This window comes from Caballeronia sp. NCF2 (assembly GCF_023631205.1).
In the GTDB taxonomy this organism is placed as follows: domain Bacteria; phylum Pseudomonadota; class Gammaproteobacteria; order Burkholderiales; family Burkholderiaceae; genus Caballeronia; species Caballeronia zhejiangensis.
On record NZ_JALQDN010000018.1, the window covers coordinates 1 to 25,299 of the forward strand.

22 protein-coding genes are annotated in these 25,299 nt (G+C 63.7%); 3 read left to right on the plus strand and 19 right to left on the minus strand.

The features are described from left to right. Positions 1-164, minus strand: a 164-nt coding sequence (locus NCS02_RS08120; RefSeq protein ID WP_502800870.1) for a thiolase family protein, incomplete at its 3' end; no start/stop codon positions are given. Positions 165-241: 77 nt separating this feature from the next. Beyond that, the gene (gene phaC, locus NCS02_RS08125) at positions 242-1,930 is read right to left on the minus strand and encodes a class I poly(R)-hydroxyalkanoic acid synthase (protein ID WP_239295303.1); all 1,689 of its coding nucleotides are present in this window, start codon (positions 1,928-1,930) and stop codon (positions 242-244) included. On the opposite strand from phaC, the gene NCS02_RS36440 reads away from it, so the two are divergent. Beyond that, entirely contained in the window at positions 1,899-2,099 is a 201-nt protein-coding gene (locus NCS02_RS36440) for a hypothetical protein (RefSeq protein WP_350029928.1), read from the plus strand. The genes phaC and NCS02_RS36440 overlap by 32 nt on opposite strands. A 478-nt stretch (positions 2,100-2,577) precedes the next feature. Here NCS02_RS36440 and pgeF read toward each other — a convergent pair whose 3' ends face one another. Both pgeF and NCS02_RS08135 read right to left on the minus strand, forming a co-directional pair. Next, positions 2,578-3,414 (minus strand): peptidoglycan editing factor PgeF, encoded by an 837-nt coding sequence (gene pgeF, locus NCS02_RS08130; protein ID WP_250519546.1) that lies wholly within the window; start codon positions 3,412-3,414, stop codon positions 2,578-2,580. Continuing rightward, positions 3,411-4,574, minus strand: a complete 1,164-nt coding sequence (locus NCS02_RS08135) for an RluA family pseudouridine synthase (RefSeq protein WP_081851903.1) — start codon at positions 4,572-4,574, stop codon at positions 3,411-3,413. The genes pgeF and NCS02_RS08135 overlap by 4 nt, the downstream gene beginning before the upstream one ends. Positions 4,575-4,671: 97 nt before the next feature. Between NCS02_RS08135 and NCS02_RS08140 the strand changes: the two genes are divergently transcribed. After that, the gene (locus NCS02_RS08140) at positions 4,672-5,505 is read left to right on the plus strand and encodes an outer membrane protein assembly factor BamD (RefSeq protein WP_008349407.1); all 834 of its coding nucleotides are present in this window, start codon (positions 4,672-4,674) and stop codon (positions 5,503-5,505) included. Between the two features lie 77 nt (positions 5,506-5,582). Here NCS02_RS08140 and yoaA read toward each other — a convergent pair whose 3' ends face one another. From yoaA to NCS02_RS08155, 3 genes are all read right to left on the minus strand, one after another. Further along, positions 5,583-7,811, minus strand: a complete 2,229-nt coding sequence (gene yoaA / locus NCS02_RS08145; protein WP_008349405.1) for a DNA repair helicase YoaA — start codon at positions 7,809-7,811, stop codon at positions 5,583-5,585. An 83-nt stretch (positions 7,812-7,894) separates the two neighbouring features. Continuing rightward, positions 7,895-8,080: a DUF465 domain-containing protein gene (locus NCS02_RS08150; protein WP_008349403.1), complete on the minus strand. Its 186-nt coding sequence runs from the start codon at positions 8,078-8,080 to the stop codon at positions 7,895-7,897. A 101-nt stretch (positions 8,081-8,181) separates the two neighbouring features. After that, complete coding sequence (locus tag NCS02_RS08155) at positions 8,182-9,018, minus strand: flotillin family protein (protein ID WP_051996708.1); 837 nt, start codon at positions 9,016-9,018, stop codon at positions 8,182-8,184. A gap of 213 nt (positions 9,019-9,231) precedes the next feature. Here NCS02_RS08155 and NCS02_RS08160 point away from each other — a divergent pair, with 213 nt between their 5' ends. Beyond that, entirely contained in the window at positions 9,232-11,568 is a 2,337-nt protein-coding gene (locus tag NCS02_RS08160; protein ID WP_250519547.1) for a Tex family protein, read from the plus strand. A gap of 76 nt (positions 11,569-11,644) precedes the next feature. Here the strand turns inward: NCS02_RS08160 and NCS02_RS08165 are convergent, their stop codons facing one another. The 12 genes from NCS02_RS08165 to NCS02_RS08220 all read right to left on the minus strand — a co-directional run bounded on the left by NCS02_RS08165 (position 11,645) and on the right by NCS02_RS08220 (position 25,226). Continuing rightward, positions 11,645-13,537, minus strand: coding sequence for a potassium transporter Kup (locus tag NCS02_RS08165; protein WP_250434818.1), 1,893 nt, complete (start codon positions 13,535-13,537; stop codon positions 11,645-11,647). A gap of 263 nt (positions 13,538-13,800) precedes the next feature. Beyond that, positions 13,801-14,361 (minus strand): phosphoribosyltransferase, encoded by a 561-nt coding sequence (locus NCS02_RS08170; RefSeq protein WP_008349397.1) that lies wholly within the window; start codon positions 14,359-14,361, stop codon positions 13,801-13,803. A gap of 100 nt (positions 14,362-14,461) precedes the next feature. After that, a complete protein-coding gene (locus tag NCS02_RS08175; protein WP_008349396.1) occupies positions 14,462-15,808 on the minus strand; it encodes an adenylosuccinate synthase in 1,347 nt (448 codons plus the stop codon). 155 nt (positions 15,809-15,963) lie between these two features. Further along, complete coding sequence (locus tag NCS02_RS08180) at positions 15,964-17,115, minus strand: ATP phosphoribosyltransferase regulatory subunit (RefSeq protein WP_250519548.1); 1,152 nt, start codon at positions 17,113-17,115, stop codon at positions 15,964-15,966. Positions 17,116-17,229: 114 nt separating this feature from the next. After that, positions 17,230-17,421, minus strand: a complete 192-nt coding sequence (locus NCS02_RS08185; protein WP_033536382.1) for a DUF2065 domain-containing protein — start codon at positions 17,419-17,421, stop codon at positions 17,230-17,232. A gap of 57 nt (positions 17,422-17,478) precedes the next feature. After that, positions 17,479-18,381 (minus strand): protease modulator HflC, encoded by a 903-nt coding sequence (gene hflC / locus NCS02_RS08190; protein ID WP_008349390.1) that lies wholly within the window; start codon positions 18,379-18,381, stop codon positions 17,479-17,481. Positions 18,382-18,391: 10 nt separating this feature from the next. Then, entirely contained in the window at positions 18,392-19,768 is a 1,377-nt protein-coding gene (gene hflK / locus NCS02_RS08195; protein WP_008349387.1) for an FtsH protease activity modulator HflK, read from the minus strand. Between the two features lie 60 nt (positions 19,769-19,828). Further along, complete coding sequence (gene hflX / locus NCS02_RS08200; protein WP_008349385.1) at positions 19,829-21,097, minus strand: GTPase HflX; 1,269 nt, start codon at positions 21,095-21,097, stop codon at positions 19,829-19,831. A gap of 87 nt (positions 21,098-21,184) precedes the next feature. Next, on the minus strand, positions 21,185-21,421 hold the full coding sequence (hfq, locus tag NCS02_RS08205; protein ID WP_008349383.1) for an RNA chaperone Hfq: 237 nt from the start codon (positions 21,419-21,421) through the stop codon (positions 21,185-21,187). Positions 21,422-21,582: 161 nt separating this feature from the next. Next, entirely contained in the window at positions 21,583-22,923 is a 1,341-nt protein-coding gene (gene der / locus NCS02_RS08210; RefSeq protein ID WP_008349381.1) for a ribosome biogenesis GTPase Der, read from the minus strand. A 392-nt stretch (positions 22,924-23,315) separates the two neighbouring features. Beyond that, the gene (gene bamB, locus NCS02_RS08215) at positions 23,316-24,461 is read right to left on the minus strand and encodes an outer membrane protein assembly factor BamB (protein ID WP_008349379.1); all 1,146 of its coding nucleotides are present in this window, start codon (positions 24,459-24,461) and stop codon (positions 23,316-23,318) included. Positions 24,462-24,596: 135 nt separating this feature from the next. Beyond that, complete coding sequence (locus NCS02_RS08220; protein WP_008349377.1) at positions 24,597-25,226, minus strand: tetratricopeptide repeat protein; 630 nt, start codon at positions 25,224-25,226, stop codon at positions 24,597-24,599. Positions 25,227-25,299 lie beyond the last annotated feature (73 nt).

Sequence of the window (25,299 nt, forward strand, 5' to 3'; positions counted from 1 at the left end):
TGGCCCAGGATCACTTCGCTCACCTGATCCGGCTTCACGCCCGCGCGCTCCAGCACGGCCTTGATGACCGTCGCGCCGAGTTCCGGCGCTGCGATTTTCGCGAGCGAGCCGCCGAATTTGCCTACCGCCGTACGCGCGGCCGATACGATCACTACGTCAGTCATTTCAGTTTCCTCTTGGCATCGAATGTTAATGCGGCTACGAACGGTTCCATGCGCTCGCGCGCACGGTCACGCGCCGCTCAGAAGTCGCGTTCCAGCACGTAACGGCCGGGTGCGGCCTCGATCACCGGGTAAGTCTTCGATCCCTGCGCCGCGCCCGCCTTGACCTGCTCGCCCGCGTTCGCGGCGAGCCACTTCGACCAGGTCGGCCACCAGCTTCCGGGATGCTCGGCGGCGGCATCGAACCACGCGTCGGGGTTCTCGGGCAGATGCCCGTCGTTGCTGTCGATCATCCAGAAGCTGCGCTTGTTCTTCGACGGCGGATTGATCACGCCCGCGATATGCCCCGACGCGCCGAGCACGAAGGTCTGCGGTCCGGAGAGAATCGGCGCGGACGCATAGGCCGATTTCCACGGCACGATGTGATCTTCGCGCGAGCCGTAGATGAAGGTCGGCACCGTGAGACGCGACAGGTCGACCGGCTCGCCGCACACCTTCAGCGCATTCGGCGTCTTCAGCTTGTTCTCGAGATACGTGTTGCGCAGATACCAGACGCACATCGGGCCGGGCAGGTTCGTCGAATCGCTGTTCCAGAAGAGCAGATCGAACGCTTGCGGCGTGCGGCCCTTGAGATAGTTATCGACGACGTAATTCCACACCAGATCGTTCGGTCGCAGATACGAGAACGTATTCGCGAACTCGATGCCGCGCATGAGACCGGCTGGCGCGCCGTTCTTGCCGCCGATCGCCTGCTCGCGCATCTGCACGTGCGCCTCGTCGACGAACACGTCGAGCACGCCGGTATCCGAGAAGTCGAGCATCGAGGTGAGCAATGTCATCGATGCGGCCGGTTCCTCGCCGCGCGCCGCCGCCACCGCGAGCGCGGTCGCGAGAAGCGTCCCGCCGATGCAGAAACCGAGCGTGTTGATCTTGTCTTCGCCCGTGATCTCCTGCACGACGCCGATCGTCTCCAGCACGCCTTGTTCGACGTAGTCGTCCCACGTCTTGTGCGCGATCGACTGATCCGCGTTGCGCCACGACAGGATGAACACCTGATGCCCTTCTTCGAGCGCATAGCGCACGAGCGAGCTTTCCGGCGACAGATCGAGAATGTAGAACTTGTTGATGCAAGGCGGCACGATCAGAAGCGGGCGCGCATACACCTTCGGCGCGAGCGGCTTGTACTGGATCAGTTGCACGAGTTCGTTCTCGTACACGACCGAGCCTTCCGTCGATGCGATGTTCTTGCCGACGAGAAAGCGCGATTCGTCCGACTGCGAAATCTTGCCGCGCTGCATGTCGGCGAGCAGGTTCAACATGCCCTGGCGCAGGCTCTCGCCCTTGCTTTCGATGAGCGTCTTCTGCGCGTCGGGATTGAGCGCGAGGAAGTTGCTCGGCGCGGCCGCGGCCGCCCACTGCTGCACCGTGAAGCGGATGCGCTCGCGCGTCTTCGGATCGCTCTGCACGGCGTCGGCGAGCTCCTGCAGATAGCGCGCGTTCAGCAGATACCACGCGGCGGTGAACGCATATGCCGGCGTGGATTGCCATGCGGTGTCGGTGAAGCGACGATCCTTCAGCGCCGACGGATCGATGCTCTGCGCGCCCGCCTGCTTGAGCAACTCGGCGGCATCGCGCGAATAGTTGCTCTGCAACTCGTGCAGACGCTCGGGCGCGATCGCGGCGGTCGGAATCTTCGGCAACGTGGGCAACCCCTGCATCGCCGCGCCGAAGCCCGGCATGCTGCTCGCGAGCTTGGCGAATTCCGCCATGCCGTTCATCTTTGTGAAATCGGGCATCTGCGGCATGGCGCCGGACATCGGAAACGACGGGAATGCCGTCGACGGAAATCCGTTCGGAAATCCGTTGGCGAATGCACTGAAAGCAGCGAACGGCGATGCCGCCGCCGCGGCCGCATCATTCGCGCTATTCGTCTGCTGAGTGAATTTCGACCACTGCGCGGGATCGGCGACGCTGCGCCACGCGTTCAGCCATTGATCGAACGCCTGCTGTACGCCTGTCGTTTCGGCGGATGCTTCTGCCGAGGTGCTGTCGGCGGTACGGGAGCGGGAAGATGAGGAAGTAGATTTGGAAGCCATACCCGCTATTGACCTGTGAGTCTCGGAAGACTTGGATTGCTGATGCAGGCATCGCCGGGCTTTCCTCGACCAGCGCGCAAGTGTTGGTGCGCCTTATGCGCGTGGCAAGTCTGAGCCTTGCTACGCCGTGCCCGATTGATTGAATTCCAGGAACATTCTTGCTCTAGGATGTCAGGCATGTCAATGCTTCGTCCCGATTTTGCCGCAGTGCGATATTTTTTTAATTATCGTTTTCCCCCATGCGAAATGTTGCGTTCGCAAGGGGTTTCGTCATAGGCAAGAAACGATAGTTGGGTATGTTCCAACACTAATGACAATGGTCATTCATTGAGCCAGATCATTGCGGCCATGCGGCCCGTCACGCGATCGCGTCGATATGAATAAAAGCGCTCTTTTTCCGTGACGGTGCAATGCGTGCCGCCGTGAACGCGCGCGGCATCGATGCCTAGATCGGCAAGACGCATACGCGCGAGCGCGTAGATATCGGCGAAATACTTGGCCGGTGCGCCGCCGACGGGACGGAACGCGGCGCGCGTCGCGTCGCGGCGATCCTCTTGCGACGCTGCGATGAAGGCGTCGAGCACGTCTTCGCCCACTTCGAACGCCTGCGGCCCGATGGCCGGCCCGAGAAACGCGTTGAGCGACGAGGCCGGCACGCCCGCGAGCGACGCGACGCGCTCGCCCGTCTTTTCGATGATGCCGCCCGCGAGACCGCGCCAACCCGCGTGCGCGGCGCCGACCGCGCGGCCGTCGTTGTCGCAAAACAGCACCGGGAGACAATCGGCCGTCATCACGACGCACACAACGCCCGCGCGATCCGTCACGCTGGCGTCGGCGCGCGTGCGCTCGCCCTGCGCGAGGCGCTCGATGACGGCGCCCGCCTCCACGACTTCCGTGCCGTGGATCTGCTCGAGCCACGCGGCTTCGCGCGAACCCGTCAACGCGAGCGCGCGGCGGCGATTTTCCTTCACCGCGTCAGGCGCATCGCCCGTGGAAAAACCGAGATTGAGGCCACCCGCGCCGGGCTCGCCGCCGCCATAAGGCGCATCGCTCACGCCGCCATTACGCGTCGTGACGAATGCCCGCACGCGCGGCGACACGTTCCATTGCGGCCAGAGACAGTCTTTCGATGGCAAATTCGCAGCGTCGCGCGTCATGCTTCGTCGTCCTCGTAATCTTCGTCGTCCCAGTCGCCTTCTTCGCCTTCGCCCATTTCATAGACTTCGGCGAAATCGTCGTCCTCATCGAACTCGACTTCTTCGTCCTGTCCGAAGCCGAGCTCCGCGGCGAGCGTCGCGATGTCTTCTGGAACGTCCGCGCGCCAGTGCACTTCCTTGCCCGTCGCGGGATGGATCAAGCCGAGGCGCCACGCGTGCAGCGCCTGTCGCGCGAATTCGTTGGGCAGCGGCTTGACCGACCGCTTGCCGCGCGCGTGCCCGTACACCGGGTCGCCCAGCAGCGGATGCTGGATATGCGCGCAATGCACGCGAATCTGATGCGTCCGGCCGGTTTCCAGATCGCAATGGATGGCGCTGACGGGCTGGCCGTGCCACGTCGTGCGGTCGATGGTGCGGAAATGCGTGCGCGCGGGCTTTCCCGACGCGGTCTTTACCACCGCCATGCGCGTGCGCTCGCGCGGATCGCGGCCGATGGGCGCGTCGATCGTGCCTTCGTCGGGCATGTTGCCCCACACGAACGCGACGTAGCGGCGTTTCACCGTGCGCGCCTGCAACTGCCGCACGAGGTCGGTTTGCGCCTCGAGCGTGCGCGCGACGACCATCAGCCCGGACGTTTCCTTGTCCAGCCGATGCACGATGCCCGCGCGCGGCAGCCCGGCGGCGGCATCGCCGTAACGATGCAGCAGGCCGTTGAGCAGCGTGCCGCTCCAGTTGCCCGCGGCCGGATGCACGACCATGCCCGCGGGCTTGTTGATGACGACGAGCGCCTCGTCCTCATAGACGATATGCAGCGGCACCGGCTCCGGCGCGAACGCGAGCTGCTCGGGCAGAAGGTCGGGGACGAGCGTGATCGTCGCGCCGAGCGGGACGGGCTGGCGCACTTTCGCGCCCGCGCCGTCGACCAGCACGCGCCCTTCCTCGATCCAGCCCTGCAACCGGCTGCGCGAGAACTCGGGGAAGATTTTCGCGAGCACCTTGTCGAGCCGGTCGCCAGCGAGCTCGTCGGGCACGCGGGCCGTGCGGGGCGCTTCGCGAGCCGCGCCGCCGCCCGAATCGGCCTGCGCTGCGTCGTCGGGGGTAGCGCATGGGCTATAATCTTTGAGTTGGTCTTTGGTACGACGAGTACTTGAGCGGGTCATTTGAACGAGATTCGGCGGCATGGAAGAACAGCCGCGCCGGAAAAACAGCTAGAACAGCGAAGAATCAACTAGATTCAGCCAGGAACAGCAAGCACTGATGCGAGCCTTCAACACCATTCATCTCTCGATGCGTCAATCGATCAAGTATCTGGCGCTGGCCGCGAGCGTCGCCATCGTCACGGCCTGTCACGGCCTGCCCGAGAAGACCGACGAAACGGCAACATGGAATAACAACAAATTATATACGGAGGCCCAGGACGCGCTGTCCGGCAGCGACTGGGGCAAGTGCGCGAAGTATTTCGAAGGGCTCGAAGGCCGCGATCCGTTCGGCCATTTCGCACAGCAGGCGCAGATCAACGTCGCGTACTGCAACTGGAAGGACGGCGAAACCGCCAACGCCGACCAGGCCATCGACCGTTTCATCAAGCTGCACCCGGATCATCCCGAAATCGCGTATGCGTACTATCTCAAGGGCATGATCCACTTCAACGACGACTTGGGCCTCTTCGGCCGCTTCTCGGGTCAGGACATGAGCGAGCGCGATCCGAAGTCGCTGCGCGAGTCCTACGACGCGTTCAAGGTCGTCGTCGACAAGTATCCGCAAAGCAAGTACGCGCCCGATGCCGCGCAGCGCATGCGCTATATCGTGAACGCGCTCGCATCGCATGAAGTGCACGCCGCCGATTATTACTATCGCCGTGGCGCGTATGTGGCCGCGATCAATCGCGCGCAGCTCGCCATTCGCGAGTACAAGAACGCGCCGGCAACCGAAGACGCGCTGCACATCATGATGCTGTCGTACGAGCGTCTCGATCAGCCGCAACTCGCCGACGACACCAAGCGCGTGCTCGCAGCGACGTTCCCGGACAGCCCGTATGTCACCGGCAAGCGGCGCGCGGGCGCTGACAAGCCGTGGTATCAGATCTGGTAGTCCAGAAAGCAAAAAGCGAAACGGCCGGTTGATCACCGGCCGTTTTTTCATGTCGACGAGAATTGCGAACCCGATGCTTATTCGGCCAGTTCCGTCTTCCACTTCGCGGCATCGCTGAAAAACTCGCGCACCACGTCCAGCTCGCGCGTGCGCTTGAACGGCGGCAGGCTTTGCCAGATGCGCCGGCCGTAAGGCTTGTCGACGAGCCGCGTGTCGCAGATCATCAGCACGCCGCGATCCGTCTCCGCGCGAATCAGCCGCCCCGCGCCCTGCTTGAGCGTGATGACCGCCTGCGGCAACTGATGCACGGCGAACGGGCTCAAACCTTTCTTCGTCAGCGCGTCGAGGCGCGCGGCCAGCACCGGATCGTCGGGCGGCGCGAACGGCAGCTTGTCGATGACGACGAGCGACAACGCATCGCCGCGCACATCGACGCCTTCCCAGAAGCTCTGGCTGCCCACTAGGATCGCGTTGCCATAGGCGCGGAAACGGTCGAGCAGTTCGGTGCGGCTCGCATCGCCCTGCACGAGCAGCGGATTGTCCCAGCCGCGCCGCTCGATCACATCGCGCATGCGATTGGCGATGCGGTCGACCGCGCGCAGCGTCGTGCACAGCACGAACACGCCGCCGCCCGCCGATTCGATCACCGGCAGCGCGGCATCGAAGACGGCATCGGTGAATTGCGGCGACGACGGTTGCGGCAGATTGCGCGGCACGTACAAAAGCCCTTGCGACGGATAATCGAACGGGCTCGGCAGCGTCATCGAACGGCGCGCGTTGAGGCCCATCTGCGCCGCGTAATGCGTGAAGTCGCCGCGCACCGAGAGCGTCGCGGACGTGAAAATCCACGCGCGCGGCACGCCTGCGCGCTGCTTCGCGAAGATCGGCGCGACCGAAAGCGGCGTTTCGTGCAACTGCACCGTGTGCGAAAACACCTCGATCCAGCGCACCATTTCGTTCGGCTCTTCCTTCGCGGCCTCTTTCGCGACGTCCTCATCCGCGACGACGGCGCGTTCGAGCGATGTCGGCGGCGTCGTCCAGCCCGCGAGCAGATCCTGCAACTCGCGCGCGCGGCGCACCAGCGCCTGCAACGATTCGGCACGTTCCGCATGCGAGGACAGCGCCGCGGCAAGCGCCGAAAGATGCGTCTCGAGCGTGTCGAGCGCCTCGAAGATCGGATGGTCGTCCGGCAACTGGCCGAGCGACAGACGCACCGAATCTTCCTTGAACGCGAGCCGCACGTCGCGCGCGGCGCGCTCCAGCGCCGCGCCGAGCTTGGTCCAGTCGGCGGCGTCACGCGCGTGCGACAGACCTTCGGCGACGGTATCGCGGGCGAGTTCGAGCAGTTGCGTCGTCGAAAGCGTCTCGCCGAAGAAGAGTGTCGCGGTTTCGGGCAACTGATGCGCTTCGTCGAAGATGATCGTGTTCGCCGTCGGCAGAAGCTCGGCCATGCCGGTGTCGCGCAGCATCACATCGGCGAAGAACAGATGGTGATTCACCACGACGATGTCCGCCTGCTGCGCCTCCTTGCGCGCCTGCATCACGAAGCATTCCTTGTAGTGCGGGCATTCCTGGCCGAGACAGTTGTCGCGCGTGGACGTGACCATCGGCCAGACGGGTGAATTCTCCGGCACGCTCGCGAGTTCGGCCTTGTCGCCGGTGCGCGTGATCTTCGCGAAACGGACGATCTCCTGCAGATGCGACGTGTCCTGGCGCGTCGGCAGACGGCCGTTGTCCGCGGTGCGCTCCAGATAGTAGTGACACAGATAGTTGGCGCGGCCTTTGAGCATCGCGACCGAAACCGGGACGGCGAGCGCGTCGCGCACGGTCGGAATGTCGCGCTGAAAAAGCTGATCCTGCAGATGCTTCGTGCCCGTCGACACGATGACCTTGCCGCCCCACAGCATCGCCGGCACGAGATACGCGTAGGTCTTGCCGGTGCCCGTGCCCGCCTCGACGATGAGCGTGTTCTCGCCGCCGTCGATAGCTGCCTTCGCCGTCGCGATGCCGATGTCATCGGCCGGCTGCTCGTCGGGCGCATAGGGTTTGTCGGACGGGCCGAGCTTGCGCGCCGGGCGGCGCTGCGCCTCGAACATCGCGGGCTCGGGCATTGCGCGGCCGGACGCTTCCATCGCGGCGGCGACGGAACGCGCCATTTCGATCTGCGATGCACGCGGCCGATAACCGTCGATCGCGCGTGCGAGCAGACCTTGCGCGGAAAAGATGGCGTCCAGCTCGACGCCGCGTTTATCGGTCAGCGCGAGCGGCGCGTTCGCGTCATCACTGGGTTGTGCGGGTGAGTTCAAGGCGTGCTAAATCCTGCGGGTTTCGACGCGGCCGCGCACGCGAGGCGCCGTCGCAGCACGCGCTCGCGGCGGGCACGCGGCGTTCAGTGCGCGTCCGAGTCAAGCTGCAATTGCAGCAGGAGTATGGTGTCTTTCACCTTGAGCTTGCGCTTTTTCAGGCGCCTCAGCTCGAGGTCGTCGATGCCGGACATCTTGTCGATCAGCGTGTCCAGACTGTGATGCTCGTCCTGCAACTGCGCGATGCGATCGCGCAGCAGGGCGGCATCCATGGCGGGTTGTCGGGGTGCGCGCGGGGATTCACTAAAGCGCTGCTGCATGCTCGCCTCCTTTCATCCACTTGGCGCGGGCCCGTTCGACGAGCCCGACTGCCCTATTTACCTTGCTGCTGTTGTTGCTGCTGCTGCAGTTTCAATTGCTCCTGGCGCTGCTGCTCTTGCTGCTGCGCCTTTTCCTGCGCTTTTCTCGCGGCTTCTTTCTGACGCGCTTCGACTTCCGCGCGATGCTGCGCGGCTTCCTGCTGCTTCTGCTCGTAGCGCTGCGCCTTTTGCTCGCGGTCCTGCGCGTCCTGCACGCCGCGCGCGCGCGCTTCGTCGAGTTGCTTCTGGTAGTCCGCCTGCTTGCGGTCGTACGCCGCCTGGTTGGCCGCGCGTTGCGGCGCTTCGGCTTCGCGCTGGGCGGCGGCCAGCGCGTTCTGACGTTGCCTGTCCTCGTAGGCCTGCTGGCTCGCTTTCTCGTTCGCCGCGCGCTGCGGCGCTTCGGCCTCGTATTGCGCCCGCTTGATCGCCTTCTGCTGATCGCGTTGCTTCGCCCGCTCGGCGCGCTGCTCGTCGTCGAGCGCGAGCTGTTCCTGGCGGATCTGCTGGCGCGTCTCGCGCATCTCGTTGCGCGCGTTGTCCAGACAATGATTCACGAAGAACTTGCTATAGCAGTCGTGCTCTTTCACGCCGTAGCGGTAGTTGTTTTCCTCGGTGCGCCGGTCGAGCACCTTCTGGCGCTGGGCGAAATCGGCTTGGAGGGAATCATCGGCGCTTGGCTGAGCCGCTGCGTCCGGGGCACGAGCACTCACGGACGTGTCCGGATCGACGGGCTTGGCGGCTTGAGCGAGCGCGCGCTGCGGCGCGAATGCGCCCGCTGCGCAAAGCAGCAAAACCGCCGCGGCAACCGGCACGTTTGGAAGGCGAAAGTTGGGCAAATGGATGGACGGCAACGTGATAAAGAATCAGGCGCAAAACGGCTCGTGCGATGCCCAAATTCTATCACCGCACGCCGGAGCGCTTCGCCATTTATGGCAAAATCCCCCGCTTCAGCAACCCGGTCCGAACCTGGCTCGTCACAGCGTCACCCGCCCGCGGCGCCTCGCTTTCGCGAAGCCGCGCACACGGCGCGGATCTCGCCGGCGAGCCGCAGACAGCGCAGAATCATGACGGAAACCGTAGCACTCAAGATCGTACAGCGCATTGCCACCGAACTCACCGTGCAGCCGCGCCAGGTCGCCGCCGCCGTGCAGCTTCTCGACGAAGGCTCGACTGTCCCGTTCATCGCCCGGTATCGCAAGGAAGTCACCGGCAATCTCGACGACACGCAACTGCGCACGCTCGAAGAGCGCCTGCTCTACTTGCGCGAACTCGAAGATCGCCGCGCGGCCATCCTGCAAAGCATCGACGAGCAAGGCAAGCTCACCGACGAACTGCGCGGCGCCATCGAAAGCGCCGACAGCAAGCAGGTGCTGGAAGACCTCTATCTGCCGTACAAGCCCAAGCGGCGCACGCGCGCGCAAATCGCCCGCGAAGCCGGTCTCGAGCCGCTCGCGCAGGCGCTCCTCGCCGATCCCACGCTCGATCCTCAAACGGAAGCCGCGAAACTCGTCGATGCGGAAAAAGGCGTCGCCGATATTAAAGCCGCGCTCGACGGCGCGCGCGACATCCTCTCCGAGCAGTTCGGCGAAACCGCCGAGATCCTCGGCAAGCTGCGCGAGCATCTGTTCAATCAGGGACTCGTCATGTCGAAGGTGGTGGACGGCAAGGAAGGCGAGGAAGGCGAAAAATTCCGCGACTACTACGACTATAGCGAAACGATCCGCACCGTGCCGTCGCACCGCGCGCTCGCGCTGTTCCGTGGCCGCAACGCAGGCGTGCTGAGCGTCAAGCTGGGCTTGGGCGAAGAACTCGACGCGCAGATTCCGCATCCGTGCGAAGCGATGATCGCGGGCCACTTCGGCATCGTGAACCGCTCACGCGCTGCCGACAAATGGCTCGCCGACGTCTGCCGCTGGTGCTGGCGCGTGAAGGTTCAGCCGCATATCGAAACCGAACTGCTCACGCAATTGCGCGAAGAAGCCGAGCACGAAGCCATTCGCGTGTTCGCGCGCAACCTGAAGGACTTGCTGCTCGCCGCGCCCGCGGGTCCGAAGGCCGTGATCGGCCTCGATCCGGGCCTGCGTACGGGTGTGAAGGTGGCGGTCGTCGATCGCACCGGCAAGCTGCTCGCGACCGACACCATCTATCCGCACGAGCCGCGCCGCGACTGGGACGGCTCCCTCGCGAAGCTCGCGCGCATCGCGCAAGCCACGCAAGCGGAACTCATCTCGATCGGTAACGGCACCGCCTCGCGCGAAACCGACAAGCTCGCGAGCGAACTCATCGCGAAGCATCCGGAACTGAAGCTGCAGAAGATCGTCGTGTCGGAAGCGGGCGCGTCGGTGTATTCGGCGTCCGAACTCGCCGCGAAGGAGTTTCCGGAACTCGACGTCTCGTTGCGCGGCGCGGTTTCCATCGCGCGGCGTCTGCAGGATCCGCTCGCGGAGCTCGTCAAGATCGAACCCAAGGCGATCGGCGTCGGCCAGTATCAGCACGACGTGAATCAGCGCGAACTCGCGCGTTCGCTCGATGCTGTCGTCGAGGATTGCGTGAACGCGGTCGGCGTCGACGCGAACACGGCCTCCGTCGCGCTGCTCGCGCGCGTGTCGGGACTGAACGCGACGCTCGCGCGCAATATCGTCGATTTTCGCGATGCCAACGGGCCGTTCCCGTCGCGCGAGCATCTGAAGAAGGTGCCGCGTTTGGGCGACAAGACCTTCGAGCAGGCAGCCGGTTTTCTGCGCATCAACAACGGCGAGAATCCGCTCGATCGCTCGTCGGTGCACCCGGAAGCGTATCCCGTCGTCGAGCGCATTCTCGCGAAGATCAAGAAGCATATCGGCGATGTGCTCGGCAAGCGCGAAGCGTTGACCGGTCTCTCGCCGACCGAATTCGTCGACGATCGTTTCGGCCTGCCGACCGTGCGCGACATTCTCGCCGAGCTTGAAAAGCCGGGCCGCGATCCGCGCCCCGAGTTCAAGACGGCGACGTTCAAGGAAGGCATCGAGAAGATTTCGGATCTCGTGCCGGGCATGATCCTCGAAGGCGTAGTGACGAACGTGGCGGCGTTCGGCGCGTTCGTGGATATCGGCGTGCATCAGGACGGCCTCGTGCACGTCTCGGCGATGTCAACGAAGTTCATCAAGGATCCGCACGAAGTCGTGAAGGCCGGTCAGGTCGTGAAGGTGAAAGTGCTGGAGGTAGACGTGAAGCGCCAGCGCATCGCCCTCACCATGCGTCTGGACGACGACTTCGCTCCGGCTTCATCGGGCGCGGGCGGCGGCGCGGGTTCGCAGCGCGGCGGCGGTCAGGATCGTCGGTCGGGTCAGCGTCCGCAACAGCGTCGCGAGCCGGAACCGGCCGGCGCGATGGCAGCGGCGTTCGCAAAACTGAAACGATAAAGCCTCACGGCGTCAGCAAAAAACCCCACGTCTTGCGACGTGGGGTTTTCTTTTTGCGCTTCGCAACGATGCAGCGTCAGATTTCGATCTTCGTGCCCAGCTCCACCACGCGATTTGCGGGAATGCTAAAGAAATCGGTGGGCTTCGCCGCGTTCTGATGCATCCACGCGAACACGCGCTCGCGCCACACCGACATGCCCGGCAGTTCCGTCGGCACGACTGTCTCGCGCGCCATGAAGAACGACGTGTCCATCAGCTCGAAGGTCATTGCGTGGGTGCGCGTGATCTGTTCGAGCACGGCCTTCACGTCCGGCGTCTCGTTGAAACCGTACGCCGCCTTCACGAGGAACAGCCCGCCGCCGATGTCCTTCACTTCGAGACGATGCGCGTCGTCGACATAAGGAATGTCACGCGTCGTGAAGTTCATGAAAATGGTGCGCTCGTGCAGCACCTTGTTGTGCTTGAGATTGTGCAGCAGGCTCACGGGCACGAGCGAATCGCTGCCGGTGAGATAGATCGCCGTGCCCGACACGCGATGCGGCGGATGCGCGAGCAGGCCCTGCAGAAACGGCATCAGCGGAATGCCGTCCGCGGCCGTGCGGTCCTTTACGATCATGCGGCCCTTGTACCAGGTCATCAGCAGGAAGAAGAGCGCCCCGCCGATGCACAGCGGCAGCCAGCCGCCCTGCTCGACTTTCAGCAGGCTCGCGCCGAAAAAGCCGATGTCGATCATCAGGAACACGGTGATCATCCCGCCGACGAGCCAGCGGTTCCAGCCCCACAGATTCACCATCACGACCGACACGAGGATCGTGGTCGTCAACATCGTCGCGGTGACGGCCAGACCGTACGCGGCGGCAAGATTCTCCGAGCTTTTGAAGCCGATGACGATGCACAGGATGATGAAAAGCAGCATCCAGTTGACGAGCGGAATGTAGATCTGGCCGATCGCGAGCTCCGAGGTATGCAGGATCTTCATGCGCGGCACGTAGCCGAGCTGGATCGCCTGGCTCGTCAGCGAATACGCGCCGGAAATGACCGCCTGCGATGCGATCACCGTCGCGACCGTCGACAGGATCACGAGCGGCAGCAAAGCCCAGTCGGGCGCGAGCAGGAAGAACGGATTCTCTATTGCCTTCGGATCGTGCATCAGCAACGCGCCCTGGCCGAAATAGTTCAGCAGCAGCGACGGCATCACGAAGCCATACCAGCCGTAACGGATCGGCTTCACGCCGAAGTGACCCATGTCTGCGTACAGCGCTTCCGCGCCGGTCAGCACGAGCACGACGGAGCCGAGCACGATATACGCCTGCAATACGTGCTGCGCCATGAAGGAAATCGCGTAGTACGGATTGAGCGCGACGATGATGCGCGGCTCGATCACGATATGCGCGGCGCCGAGCACAGCGAGCGTCGCGAACCACACGACCATGATCGGGCCGAAGAGCTTGCCGACCACCGCCGTGCCGTGGCGCTGAATCCAGAAGAGCAGGATCAGGATGACGATCGTGATCGGCAGCACGTAGGGCGTGAGCTTGGGCGCCGCGATCTCCAGACCTTCGACTGCCGAGAGCACCGACATCGCGGGCGTGATGACCGCATCGCCATAGAACATGCATGCGCCGAAGATGCCGAGCATCATGAGCACGCCGGAGACCTTGCCGGCCTCTTTCACGCTGCGCAGCGCGAGCGTCGTCATTGCGAACACGCCGCCTTCGCCGTTGTTGTCGGCGCGCATGACGAAGAGCACGTACTTGACGGCGACGACCATGACGATCGCCCAGAAGAGCAATGAGATGACGCCGAGAATCGACGCCTCGGACAGGCCGATGCCGTGCGACGGGCTAAAGGCTTCCTTCAATGAGTAGAGAGGACTCGTGCCGATGTCGCCGAAAACGACGCCGATGGCCGCGAGCGCAAGCGAGGGCAATGGTTGTTTATGCTCGTGCGCGTGAGTCGTGTTAGTCATAAAAGCGAGATATCCGTCCAGAGCGGAAAGAAACGAACGCCATTCTATCTAACGTCGCACGCCAAGATGCCGTCTCTCGTGTTGCTGCAGCGCCACGAGAGACGCGATTGAGAGTGTAGCATCGCGCCTCGCACGCGTCGGCAAGCGCGTCGGACACAATCCTTCGCGCTTCGCTGTTCGCTGCAGCCAATGAAAAACGCCGTTGCGCCCGGCTTGGTGCCAGGCGAACGGCGTTATCGGCGCGAACGGTCAGGCCGTGGCGCTCAGCCGCGGCCGTTTTGCGTGCCGCGCTTGATCCATGCGCCGAGGTTGTGCGGACGGACCGTGTCCCACTCCTCGAACGGCTGATGAATCCACGGATTCGTTTCAAGATGCTGAACGTGATAGTCGGGCTTGACCTTGGAGCATGCCTTGTACCAGAGCACCGCGGAGCGCACGGCCGTGATCGCCGGATAACGTTCCTTCAGATGCTCCTGCACGCGTGCGAGCGTGACGCCCGAATCGACCAGATCGTCGACGAGCAGCACGTTGCCGGACAGATCGCCGCGCGTCATCGTGATGTATTGCGCGATGTCGAGATCGCCCTGCTCCGTGCCCGCCGCCTCGCGGTACGAGCTCGTTGCGAGAATGGCGAGCGGCAGGTCGTAGATGCGCGAGAGCTGGTCGCCCACGCGCAGGCCGCCGCGCGCGAGGCATAGGATCTTGTCGAACTTCCAGCCCGACTCGTGCACCTTCAGTGCGAGCAGTTCGATCAGCCGGTGGTATTCATCCCAGCCGACCCAGAGGTTCTTGTCGTCGTTGCGCGGGTCCGTCATCGCGATCATGGTGAGGCTCTTTCAAATGCTTAGGTTATATACGAAATGTGGCCGCAGATGCGGCCACATTCTTTACAGCGTCCGGTTGCGGTCGAGGCGCTTGTCGCGCTCAGACCTTGAACGGATGACGGAGCAGGATGGTTTCGTCACGGTCCGGACCGGTCGACACCATGTCGATCGGCACGCCCGCGACTTCCTGCACACGCGTGAGATAGGCGCGCGCGTTCTCCGGCAGGCCGTCCCATTGCGTGATGCCGATGGTGCTTTCCTTCCAGCCGCCGAACGTTTCGTATACCGGCTCGCAACGCGCGACTTCCGATGCGCCGCGCGGCAGGATATCGACCGGCTTGCCGTCGAGCGTGTAGCCGGTGCAGAGCTTCACTTCATCGAGGCCGTCGAGCACGTCGAGCTTCGTGATGCACAAGCCCGAGACGCCGTTGATCTGGATCGCACGGCGCAGCGCGGCGGCGTCGAGCCAGCCGGTGCGGCGCGGACGGCCCGTGACCGAACCGAATTCCTTGCCGACGGTCGCGAGATCCAGGCCGACCTTTTCCTGGCGTTGCGGATTGTCGGCATCATACAGCTCGCTCGGGAACGGGCCCGAGCCGACGCGCGTGCAATACGCCTTCGTGATGCCGAGAATGTAGTTCAGACGCTGCGGCCCGATGCCCGCGCCGGCCGTTGCCGCGCCCGCGACGCAGTTGCTCGACGTGACGAACGGATACGTGCCGTGGTCGATATCGAGCAGCGTGCCTTGCGCGCCTTCGAACAGCAGATTGCTGCCGGTGTGGTTCGCGTCGTAGAGGCGGCGGGAGACGTCCGTGACCATGGGCGCGAGACGGTCGGCATAGCCGAGCATCGTGTCGAGCGTTTCCTGGAAATCGACGGCTTTCGCGCCGAGGTATTGCGTCAGCACGAAGTTGTGGAAGTCGAGCGCTTCGCGCAGGCGTTCCTCGAACACCGCACGGTCGAAGAGATCCTGCACGCGCAAGCCGCGACGCGCGACCTTGTCTTCGTACGCCGGGCCGATGCCGCGGCCGGTCGTGCCGATCTTGCCGGCGCCGCGCTTGGCTTCGCGCGCCTGGTCGATGGCAACGTGGTACGGCAGAACGAGCGTGGCGGCTTCGGAAATGAAAAGGCGCTTCTGGACGTCGATGCCAGCCGCTTCCAGTTCGTCGATTTCCTTGAACAGCGCTTCCGGCGACAACACGACGCCATTGCCGATGTAACAGGCCGTGCCCGCGCGCATGATGCCCGACGGAATGAGGCGCAGAATGGTCTTCTTGCCGCCGATGATGAGCGTATGGCCGGCGTTGTGACCGCCCTGGAAGCGCACGACGCCTTGGGCGTGGTCCGTCAGCCAGTCGACGATCTTGCCCTTGCCCTCATCACCCCACTGGGTGCCCACCACGACGACGTTGCGCCCCGGGTTCACATTCACTGCACTGGCAGACATGTTGATTCGTTAGCTGGTTAAAAACGTATTTTACCTATGTTCGCGAAAGGTTCCGAGTTTTTCGGGACGCGTTTCGCGATTTCGTCACGCTCGCGCGATTGGAATCGGCTAAGCAAAATCCCTTGCCGATCAAGCGACTGTATGCGCTGGCCGCTTCAGGGGCGGGTTTCGACCGTCCACTTGCCGTCACGTTCGACGAGCACGCGATCGAACGCGAATTCGTCCAGATCGTGTTCATGGCCGGGCAGCGCCTGGATCACCACTTCGCCCGCGTCGCGGAGCGCGAGAATCGCCGCGCGCAGCGGCTCGTCGTGCTTCCACGGTGCGAGGATCGCGCTGCCGCGCGCGTCGACCGGGGAAATGCGCGCCACTTCGCGCAGATCGAGCGAAAAGCCCGTCGCGGGCCGCGCACGGCCGTAGGCCAGACCGACGTCGTCGTACCGGCCGCCGCGCGCGACCGCGTTCGGCACGCCATCGACGTAAGCCGAGAACATCACGCCGCTGTGATACGCATAACCGCGCAAGTCCGCGAGATCGATCATCAGTTCCGCGCCTTCGACTTGCCCCGCGAGAAACGCGAGATCGTCGAGCGCGCGCGCGACCACCGGCAGATTCGGCAGACGGCCACGCGCGATCTGCAGCACCGACGCATCGCCGTACAGCGACGGCAGCGCGCGCAGCGCCTCGCGCGGTACCTGTCCGAGATGCGCGGTCAGTTCGTGGAGGCGCGGCACGTCCTTGCTCGCGAGCGCGTCGTAGAGCGCCTCGCCGAGCGACGCCGCGGCCGGCTCGAGTTCCAGCAACGCGGCAAGCACACCCGCGTGACACAGATCGAGACGCACTTTCGTCAGACCAGCGAGATGCAGCGAGTCGAGCATCAATTGCTGGATCTCGAGATCCGCTTCCAGTCCCGCGTGCCCGTAGATTTCCGCGCCGATCTGAATCTGCTCGCGCGTGGCGTGCAGCCCGCGCGGACGCGTATGCAGCACGACGCCCGCGTAGCACAGACGCGTCACACCCTGACGATTCAGCAGATGCGCGTCGATGCGCGACACCTGCGGCGTGATGTCCGCGCGCAGGCCGAGCGTGCGCCCGGACAGCTGATCGACGAGCTTGAAGGTGCGCAGATTCAGGTCGCTTCCGCCGCTCGTCAGCAGCGATTCGAGATACTCGAGCATCGGCGGCATGACGAGTTCGTAGCCGTAGGACCGGAAACGGTCGAGCAGACGGCGGCGCAACTCTTCGATCTTGCGGGCTTCCGACGGCAGAACGTCGGCGATATTCTCGGGAAGTAACCAGGTGGACATCGATGCGATTCCTACGGGACGCGAGGCTCGACGCTTCGTGCGTGGCGCTCGTCGGTCAGGGACGAAAAGATAGAAACAAGATAGGCGAAACGGTGCGATGCTGCCGGGCGCGGCTCACGTCGCGATCAGGAGCAGGATCAGGCCGAGCACCATCGCGACCAGCCCGCCGATGCGGATGTGGTGCGTCGGCCGCTCCGCGATGCGGCGAAAAGTGTCGCGCCACGCGGTCGGAAAAACGAAGGGAAACATACCTTCGATGATCAGCATCAACGCAAGAGCGAGCAGTAACGTCTCGGCCATGTCCAAGGGATTTTTATAGGCCACGCAGCCAGCACAGGCTGGCCGCGCGGCGCGCGCACGGGATCAGCGCTTCACCGTGGCCGGAGCCGGCGTGTCAGCCGCGCCGCCGGTCGGGCTCTTCATGAAGCGGAAGAAATCGCTGCTCGGATCGACGACGATGACGTCGCCCGGCTTGAACGTCTTCTTATACGCTTCGAGGCTCTGATAGAACTGGTAGAACTGCGGATCGCGTCCGTACGCATCGGCCGCTATGGCCGCCGCCTTGCTGTCTCCTTCGCCCTTGATCGACTGCGCCTGGCTGTACGCGTCGGCGAGAATCGCCTGCTGCGTGCGCTCGGCGTCGGCCTTGATCTTGTCCGCCTCCGCCGTGCCCTTCGCGCGCTCGTTCGCCGCCGCCTGCTGGCGCGCCGCGATCATGCGCTTATAGACCGCATCCGCTACGGCCGGCGGGAAGTCGATGCGCGTCATCTGCAAATCGACCATTTGCACGCCGAATGCCGCGGCCGCGCCTTCCACGCTCTTTTGCGCGTCGGTTTCGATGGCCTGCTGATTGCCGAGCGCGTCCGTCAGCGAGCGCTTCGCGAAGCCGCTCGCGAGCGCGGTGCGCGTGAGCGCGGTGATGCGTTCCTCGGCCGTCTGCGTGTTCTTCTCGTTGCTTTCGAAGAGCTTCAAGGGATCGGCGACGCGATACTTGATCACCGTGTTCACCAGCACTTCGTTCTTGTCCGATGTCGAGAAACGATCGGCGCCCGATTCGTCGATGGTGAGCGTACGCGTGTCGATGAGCGTGAGCGTCTGGAACGGCGGCGGCAGCTTGAAATGCAGCCCCGGGCCTTCGAGACGCGGATTGCCTTCGCCATGCGCGGCGACGACGGCGGCATGCCGTTCGTCGACGGTGAAGATCATCGACGATCCGATGAAAAGCACGATCACGACAGCGACGATGAGCGCAAAAATTCGATTCATGTGGCGCTCCTTATTGCAGGTCGTCTTGACGACTGCGGGAGCGGAACGCATCGCGCGAACGCAGCGGATCGCCGCCGGCATTGGCGCTCGCGCCGCTGGCCGCGCTGGCCGGCGCAACCGCGGCCGGCGCCGATGCGCTCGCCGCGCCCTGCGCGCGCGCCTGAGGCGCTTCCGACGCGCCCGACGCCACCGCGCCGCTGGCGGCATCCGCCGATTCCTTCACCTGCTGTCGATTGGCCTCGACGAGCTTGTCGAGCGGCAGATACACCACGTTATTGCCGGCCTTGCTATCGACGAACACCTTCGTCGTGCGCGAGTAGATCTGCTGCATCGTGTCCAGGTACATGCGTTGACGAATGACCGCGGGCGCCTTCGAATATTCCGCGTACACCTCTTTGAAGCGCTCCGCGTCGCCCTGCGCCTGCGTGACTTCGCGATTGCTGTACGCCCTCGCCTCGTCGATCAGCTTGGCGGCATCGGCCTTCGCGCGCGGCAACAATTGATCCGCGTAGGCTTGCGCCGTATCGCGGGCGCGCTCGTTGTCCTGACGCACGCGCGCCGCTTCCTCGAACGCCGACTGCACCTGTTGCGGCACCTGCACGCTTTGCACGGCGACGCCCGTCACTTGCAGACCGGTGCGATAGGTATCGAGCGAGCGCTGGATCGTTTCGATGAGGCGCGCGCGGAGCGCTTCGCGATCCTTGTAGAGCATGTCGTCCGTCGAAAGACTGCCGGCGATCTCGCGGATCGCCGACTGCGCCGCTTGCGTGACGCTGTCGTCGGCGTTGATGCTGCGGAACAGGAAATCGGTGGGCGACTTGATCTGGTATTGAACGGCGAAGCGCACGTCGACGATATCCGCGTCGTTCGTCAGCAGCGACGCGTCGCGCACGTTGCCTTGCGACAGCGCGGTGCCGCGCCCGACTTCGACGGAGCGGATCTGCGACGTATCGACGATTTCGCTCGACTGGAACGGATACGGCAGACGCCAGTGGATGCCTTGCGCGACCGTCTGACGATATTGTCCGAACTGGGAGACGACGCCGACATGGCCGTCCTGCACGACGAACACACCGCTGCCGAGATAGATGGCGATAAGCACGCCGATAACGATGCCGAGCCCGATCTTCGTGCCGCGGCCATTCTCGCGCGGCGCGCCGTTGCCGGGCTTCCGGCCGAACACGCCCGCGATGCGGCGGTTGAATTCGCGCCACATCTCGTCGAGATCGGGCGGACCTTCGTCCTTGCCGTTCGGACGCTTGCCGTCCTGCGGACGCTTCGAGTCGTTCTTCACGCCATTGCCGTCGCCCCGCCCCCAGCGCGGATCGTTGATCGAAAAGACGGCAGGCTCAGCTTGCCGGTTAGTCCGCTCTTTGTAGTCGTTCACTCGGTGATTCACCATTAGACAGCCGGGGTCGACGCCGGGTCGATGCAATTCCGAAGGCACTCAGTGTCCGTGCTCGGGAACCTTTTGATTGTCACGCTCGACGGCCGGCCGATGGTCATCCGGCTGCGCGTTCGTGTCGTGTATGGCGTTTGACCCGGACTGCGTGGATTGCGTTGCTTCGGACGCCTCGTGCGGCCCCGGAAATTCGGCGAGCACGCTGGGTAGGCCCGCATCGGTTTCTTCGGATTCCGCCGTGGCTATTTCGGCGATGGCAGCGCGCAGCGCATCGAGCCCCTGACCCGTGCGTGCGCTCAAGAAAACGCGCGAAATATTACCATACTCGTCCCTTTCAACCGCTTCGCCACGGGCCGCGAGCTCGGGCACCGCATCGATCTTGTTGAAGACGAGAATCTGTCGAATGTTGTCCGCGCCGATGCCGCGCAACACCTCGTTCACCTGATCGATCTGATCGAGGCGCACCGCGCTCGATGCATCGACGACGTGCAGCAGCACGTCCGCATGAATGGTTTCTTCGAGCGTGGCGCGGAATGCGGCGACCAGTTGGTGCGGCAATTCGCGGATGAACCCGACGGTATCCGACACGACGACATGGCCCGCTTCCTCGCCGAGGAACACGCGGCGCGAAGTCGTATCGAGGGTGGCGAAGAGCTGGTCCGCCGCGTACGCCTGCGCTTTCGTGAGCGCGTTGAACAAGGTGGACTTGCCCGCGTTCGTATAGCCGACGAGCGACACGGACATCGTGCGATTGCGCGCGCGCTGACGTCGCTGCGTGCCGTGCTGGCGGCGCAGTTTCTCGAGACGCGACTTGAGCGCCTTGATGCGCTCGCCGATCAGACGCCGGTCGGTTTCGAGCTGCGTTTCGCCCGGACCGCGCAGGCCGATACCGCCCTTCTGCCGTTCGAGGTGAGTCCACGCGCGAATGAGGCGCGTCGACAGATATTGCAGTTGCGCGAGTTCGACCTGCAGCTTGCCTTCGTGACTGCGGGCGCGCTGCGCGAAGATATCGAGAATGAGGCTCGTGCGATCGACCACGCGGCGATTCAGCGCGACTTCGAGATTGCGCTGCTGCGCGGGCGCGAGCGCGTGATTGAAGATGACGAGCTCGACGTCGTTCGCTTCGCACTGCAGACGCAGCTCCTCGACCTTGCCGCTGCCGATGAACATCTTGGCATCGGGACTCTGACGGCGGCCGGTGAGCGTGACGGCGGGATGGGCGCCCGCACTTTGTGCGAGCAGACTGAGTTCTTCGAGACTGGCTTCGAAATCGATCTTGCCGAAGTCGATGCCGACGAGCGCTGCGTTAATCAAATTAATATGTTTAAGTATTTGAAGCGACCGGCGAGTTGCTTAATGTTCGCATTAGAAGTGGCAATTTCGCGCCGGCCGCGACGAGGTTTAGGACGGTTCAGCGTCCGGGTGGAAGTTCACCGGGCGAGCGGGCACGACCGTCGAAATGGCGTGCTTATAGACCATCTGGGTGACCGTATTTCGGAGCAACACGACGTACTGGTCGAACGATTCAATGTTCCCTTGGAGCTTGATGCCGTTGACCAGATAGATCGAGACCGGCACGTGCTCTTTACGCAGTGCGTTCAAAAACGGGTCTTGTAACAATTGCCCTTTGTTGCTCATAGCAAACTCCGTGTTTTTTTGCAGGTTGGAAGTATTGTGGACGAAGAAAAAGAGATCCGCCGACAATCGCTACACTATAGCTGATTTTCGCTGTTTTACGTTTCAGTAGCCGGATCGGCCAAATGGCCAGCGGCACCGAAGCGTAAGGCTTCACGCGGCTCTTACTCCTTGTCCGCGTAAGGGTTTCGACTCGATCGAAACTCTATGCGAAGTGGAGTGCCGGCGAGCCCAAAAGTTTCGCGAAAGCGCCCTTCCAGATATCGCTTGTACGTGTCCGTGATCGCGTCGAGCGCGTTGCCGTGCACGACGATGATCGGCGGATTTTGCCCGCCCTGATGCGCGTAGCGCAGCTTCGGACGCACCGGGCCACGCCGGCGCGGCTGCTGGAATTCCACCGCCTCGATGAGCGCGCGCGTCAGCTTCGGCGTCGGCAGCTTGGCCATCGCGGCGGCGTAGGCGTCGTCGACCGATTTCATCAACGCGCCGATGCCCGTCTTCTCCAGCGCCGAAACGTAGTGGAATTTAGCAAAGTCCAAAAACTTGAGCTTGCGCGTCAGGTCCGACTTCGTGCGCTCACGCACATGCGAATCGAGACCGTCCCACTTGTTCACGCCCACCACGAGCGCACGGCCCTGCTCGACCACGAAACCGGCGATATGCGCGTCCTGTTCCGAGATGTCCTGCTGCGCATCGAGGAGAAGAATGACGACGTTGGCATCCGCGATCGACTGCAGCGTCTTCACGACCGAAAACTTTTCGATCGCTTCGAACACCTTGCCGCGCCGACGCAGGCCGGCCGTGTCGATCAATGTGTATTTGCGGCCTTGTCGCTCGAAATCAACATAAATCGAATCGCGCGTGGTGCCCGGCATGTCGAACGCGATCACCCGCTCTTCGCCGATCAGCGTGTTCACGAGCGTCGACTTGCCGACGTTCGGACGCCCGACGATCGCAATCTTGACGCCATGTTTCGCCTTCTCGTCTTCCGACTCTTCCGGCTGATCCTTGTACGCGATATCCAGCGCGTCGTTGATCATTTCGACGACGCCGTCGCCGTGCGCCGCCGAGATCGCGCGCGGATCGCCGAGACCGAGCTCGTAGAAATCCGCCGCGACCGCCGAGTACTTCATGCCTTCGGCCTTGTTGACGACGAGAAAGAGCGGCCGGCCCGTCTTGCGCAGATAGTCGGCGATCGCCTTGTCCTGCGGCGCGAGCCCATTGCGTCCATCGACGATGAACACGACGATATCGGCCTCTTCCACCGCCTGGCGCGTCTGCCGCGCCATCTCGTGCAGAATGCCGTCCTTCGCCACCGGCTCAAAGCCGCCCGTGTCCACCACGAGATACGGGCGTTCGCCGCCCACACGGCCTTCGCCGTAATGACGGTCGCGCGTCAGGCCCGGCAAATCCGCGACGAGCGCGTCGCGCGAGCGCGTCAGCCGGTTGAAAAGAGTCGATTTCCCAACATTGGGGCGCCCGACGAGGGCAATCACGGGTTTCATCTGATTTTGTTCAAGGTTGAACGCAAGGCGAACGCGGAACGGGCGGTACAACCGTCTCGTTGCGTTCCGCTACGCCGCGCAATGGCTGCGCTTGTCGAAAATTAGCATGGATTCGGCCTGCCGCACGCGAGGCGCGCTGGTCGGCCGGATCGTCGGCGGTCGTTCGCCGGTTCCGCCTCGTTCGAGGCTCTTCTTGCACGACGCCTTCGCGCGTCGCGCTTCGTTCTTGCGACCCTGCTTTTGCATGCGGGTTTTATCGCGATGCGCGCATGACGCAGCGCTTCTTTCTCGTGCGGCTCGCCGTGGCGAGCCTGCCGCGCCGCGCAACATCGACGGCGCGCTTGCTATTCAGGACCGCGAGCAAGCCTGACTCGCTCGCGGTCCGGCTGCGATCAGTTGCTCGGACGGAAACCGTAGAGATCGCCGTCATGCGTCTGCACGACGAGCGTGTTGCCCGCCATCACGGGCGCAGCGGTGATCGCGCTGCCATCGGTCGGCGCGCGGCCGATCAGTTCGCCGTTTTCCACGTTCAGGAAGTGCACGAAGCCCTTGTAATCGCCCACGACGACCGCGCGGCCGAGAATGTACGGCACGCTGACACTGCGGTTCTTCAGCACGTCCGTCTTCCAGAGCGGCGTGCCATCCGACGCGCGGAACGCATTGACGACCGACCAGTCGTCGCCGGCGGCCACGATCTGCTCGTCCTGAGCCAGGCCGCTGTCGCTCGAAAAGTTCTTTTCCCAAACCGGGCGGCCCGAATTTGCATCGAAGCAGCCGATACGGCCCTGGAACGTCACCGCGCAAGTCTGCGCGCCGACGAGTCCCGGCGCGCCGGTCACGTCGTTGATGCGCTCGACTTCGGTCACGCCCTTCGGATACGACACCGGCGCTTGCCAGAAGGCATCGCCCGATTGCAGGTTGATCGCCGCGAACGTGCCGCCGGGGAAGCCCGCGAGCACAGCCTGATTGGCCGCGAACGTCATGCCGGCCGCGACGCGCAGATTCAGTGGCACCGCGCGCAACTGGAAGATCCACTTCTGCTCGCCGGTCTGCGCGTTGAACGCGATGACCTTGCCGTCGATCGTACGCACGATCACGAGATCGTTGCCGACCAGCGGCGGCGAAACGATCTCGCCCGGCGCGGTTGCTGTCCACAGCAGCTTGCCATCGGGGCCGAGCACGTCGACCTGCCCCTTCAGACCGCCTACGGCCGTGAGATTGCCGTCGCTGCCGACGCCCGCGGACAGATCGTCCTTCAGTTTGACGCGCCAGACGTCCTGACCGGTCTTCGCGTCGATTTTAGCGACGGAGCCGTTCGCGCCCGCGGCATAAACGTAGTCGCCGACCGCGACCGGCGAGAACAGATAACGGCCAGCCTTGCCGACGCTTGCCTTCCACGCCTGGTTGACGTTCAGCACCGGCTTGAACTCCGCGAGCGGTACCGGCACGCGGCGTTCATCCTTGGTCGACGAGCAAGCGGTCAACAAGACGGTCATCGCGCAAGCGAGCGGCACGGCGTAGCGTTTCAAAAATGTCATCGGTGGACGCAACATGAATTGGTGAATTGGGTTGATCGGCGCTGCCCGCCGCGTCGCTTCATGGCGACACCGTGGCGGGCGGCTTGATTGACTGATGGCAGGGATCGAAGACGAACCGATTGGAAACCAGCCGGATCAGCCGCCGAGCGCGTCGAGCTTGAACTGAATCAGCTGACGGGCGGACGTGTCGTTCTCGGGCAGCGCCGTCAGCGCGACCTTGTAGGCCGCGCGCGCGTCGTCGCGTTTGCCTTGAGCTGCGAGCAGGTCGCCACGGCGGTCCGCGATCACGCCTTTGAACGCTTCGAGAGGCTGCTCGGCGAGCAGTTTCAGGCCCGCGTCGTAGTTCTTCTCGTCGAGCAGCACGAGCGCCAGACGCAGCTTCGCGATCTGCTTGTACTCTTCGTCCTTCGCATGGTCGATGGCCCATTGCAGTTGCGCCTTCGCGCCAGCCGTGTTGCCCGCCATGTAGAGCGATTTCGCGGCCGCGAGCGCGGTCATCTGCGCGTAGCCGGTGCCGCCGAACTTGTCTTCCATGTCCGTCGCGACGCGCTGGACCAACGCCTGATTGTTTCCGTCCACTGCCTGCTGCAGATGGTCGTAAAGCACCGACGCCTCGGCGGCCTGACGGCGCTGCCAGAAATTCCATCCGTTGTACCCGGCCGCAATGACGAGCGCCACGAGCACAACCCACGTCGTGGTGTTACCCCATTTGGCCCACCAGGCCTTTACGCTTTCAAGTGATTCTTGTTCGTCGTGATAGCTCATCGTCCAGCTATTCCTTCCTGCGTTTCAATTCCCTCAACGAGTTCCGCGCACGATGCCGGATCGCCCCGATCAG

Coding starts and splice junctions, on each gene's coding strand:
- NCS02_RS36440 (WP_350029928.1), top strand. CDS start 1,899: ATGCTGCTCGCGAGCTTGGCGAATTCCGCCATGCCGTTCATCTTTGTG.
- phaC (WP_239295303.1), bottom strand. CDS start 1,930: ATGGCGGAATTCGCCAAGCTCGCGAGCAGCATGCCGGGCTTCGGCGCG.
- pgeF (WP_250519546.1), bottom strand. CDS start 3,414: ATGACGCGCGACGCTGCGAATTTGCCATCGAAAGACTGTCTCTGGCCG.
- NCS02_RS08135 (WP_081851903.1), bottom strand. CDS start 4,574: ATGACCCGCTCAAGTACTCGTCGTACCAAAGACCAACTCAAAGATTAT.
- NCS02_RS08140 (WP_008349407.1), top strand. CDS start 4,672: ATGCGAGCCTTCAACACCATTCATCTCTCGATGCGTCAATCGATCAAG.
- NCS02_RS08150 (WP_008349403.1), bottom strand. CDS start 8,080: ATGGATGCCGCCCTGCTGCGCGATCGCATCGCGCAGTTGCAGGACGAG.
- NCS02_RS08160 (WP_250519547.1), top strand. CDS start 9,232: ATGACGGAAACCGTAGCACTCAAGATCGTACAGCGCATTGCCACCGAA.
- NCS02_RS08165 (WP_250434818.1), bottom strand. CDS start 13,537: ATGACTAACACGACTCACGCGCACGAGCATAAACAACCATTGCCCTCG.
- NCS02_RS08170 (WP_008349397.1), bottom strand. CDS start 14,361: ATGATCGCGATGACGGACCCGCGCAACGACGACAAGAACCTCTGGGTC.
- NCS02_RS08175 (WP_008349396.1), bottom strand. CDS start 15,808: ATGTCTGCCAGTGCAGTGAATGTGAACCCGGGGCGCAACGTCGTCGTG.
- NCS02_RS08180 (WP_250519548.1), bottom strand. CDS start 17,115: ATGTCCACCTGGTTACTTCCCGAGAATATCGCCGACGTTCTGCCGTCG.
- hflC (WP_008349390.1), bottom strand. CDS start 18,381: ATGAATCGAATTTTTGCGCTCATCGTCGCTGTCGTGATCGTGCTTTTC.
- hfq (WP_008349383.1), bottom strand. CDS start 21,421: ATGAGCAACAAAGGGCAATTGTTACAAGACCCGTTTTTGAACGCACTG.
- der (WP_008349381.1), bottom strand. CDS start 22,923: ATGAAACCCGTGATTGCCCTCGTCGGGCGCCCCAATGTTGGGAAATCG.
- bamB (WP_008349379.1), bottom strand. CDS start 24,461: ATGACATTTTTGAAACGCTACGCCGTGCCGCTCGCTTGCGCGATGACC.
- NCS02_RS08220 (WP_008349377.1), bottom strand. CDS start 25,226: ATGAGCTATCACGACGAACAAGAATCACTTGAAAGCGTAAAGGCCTGG.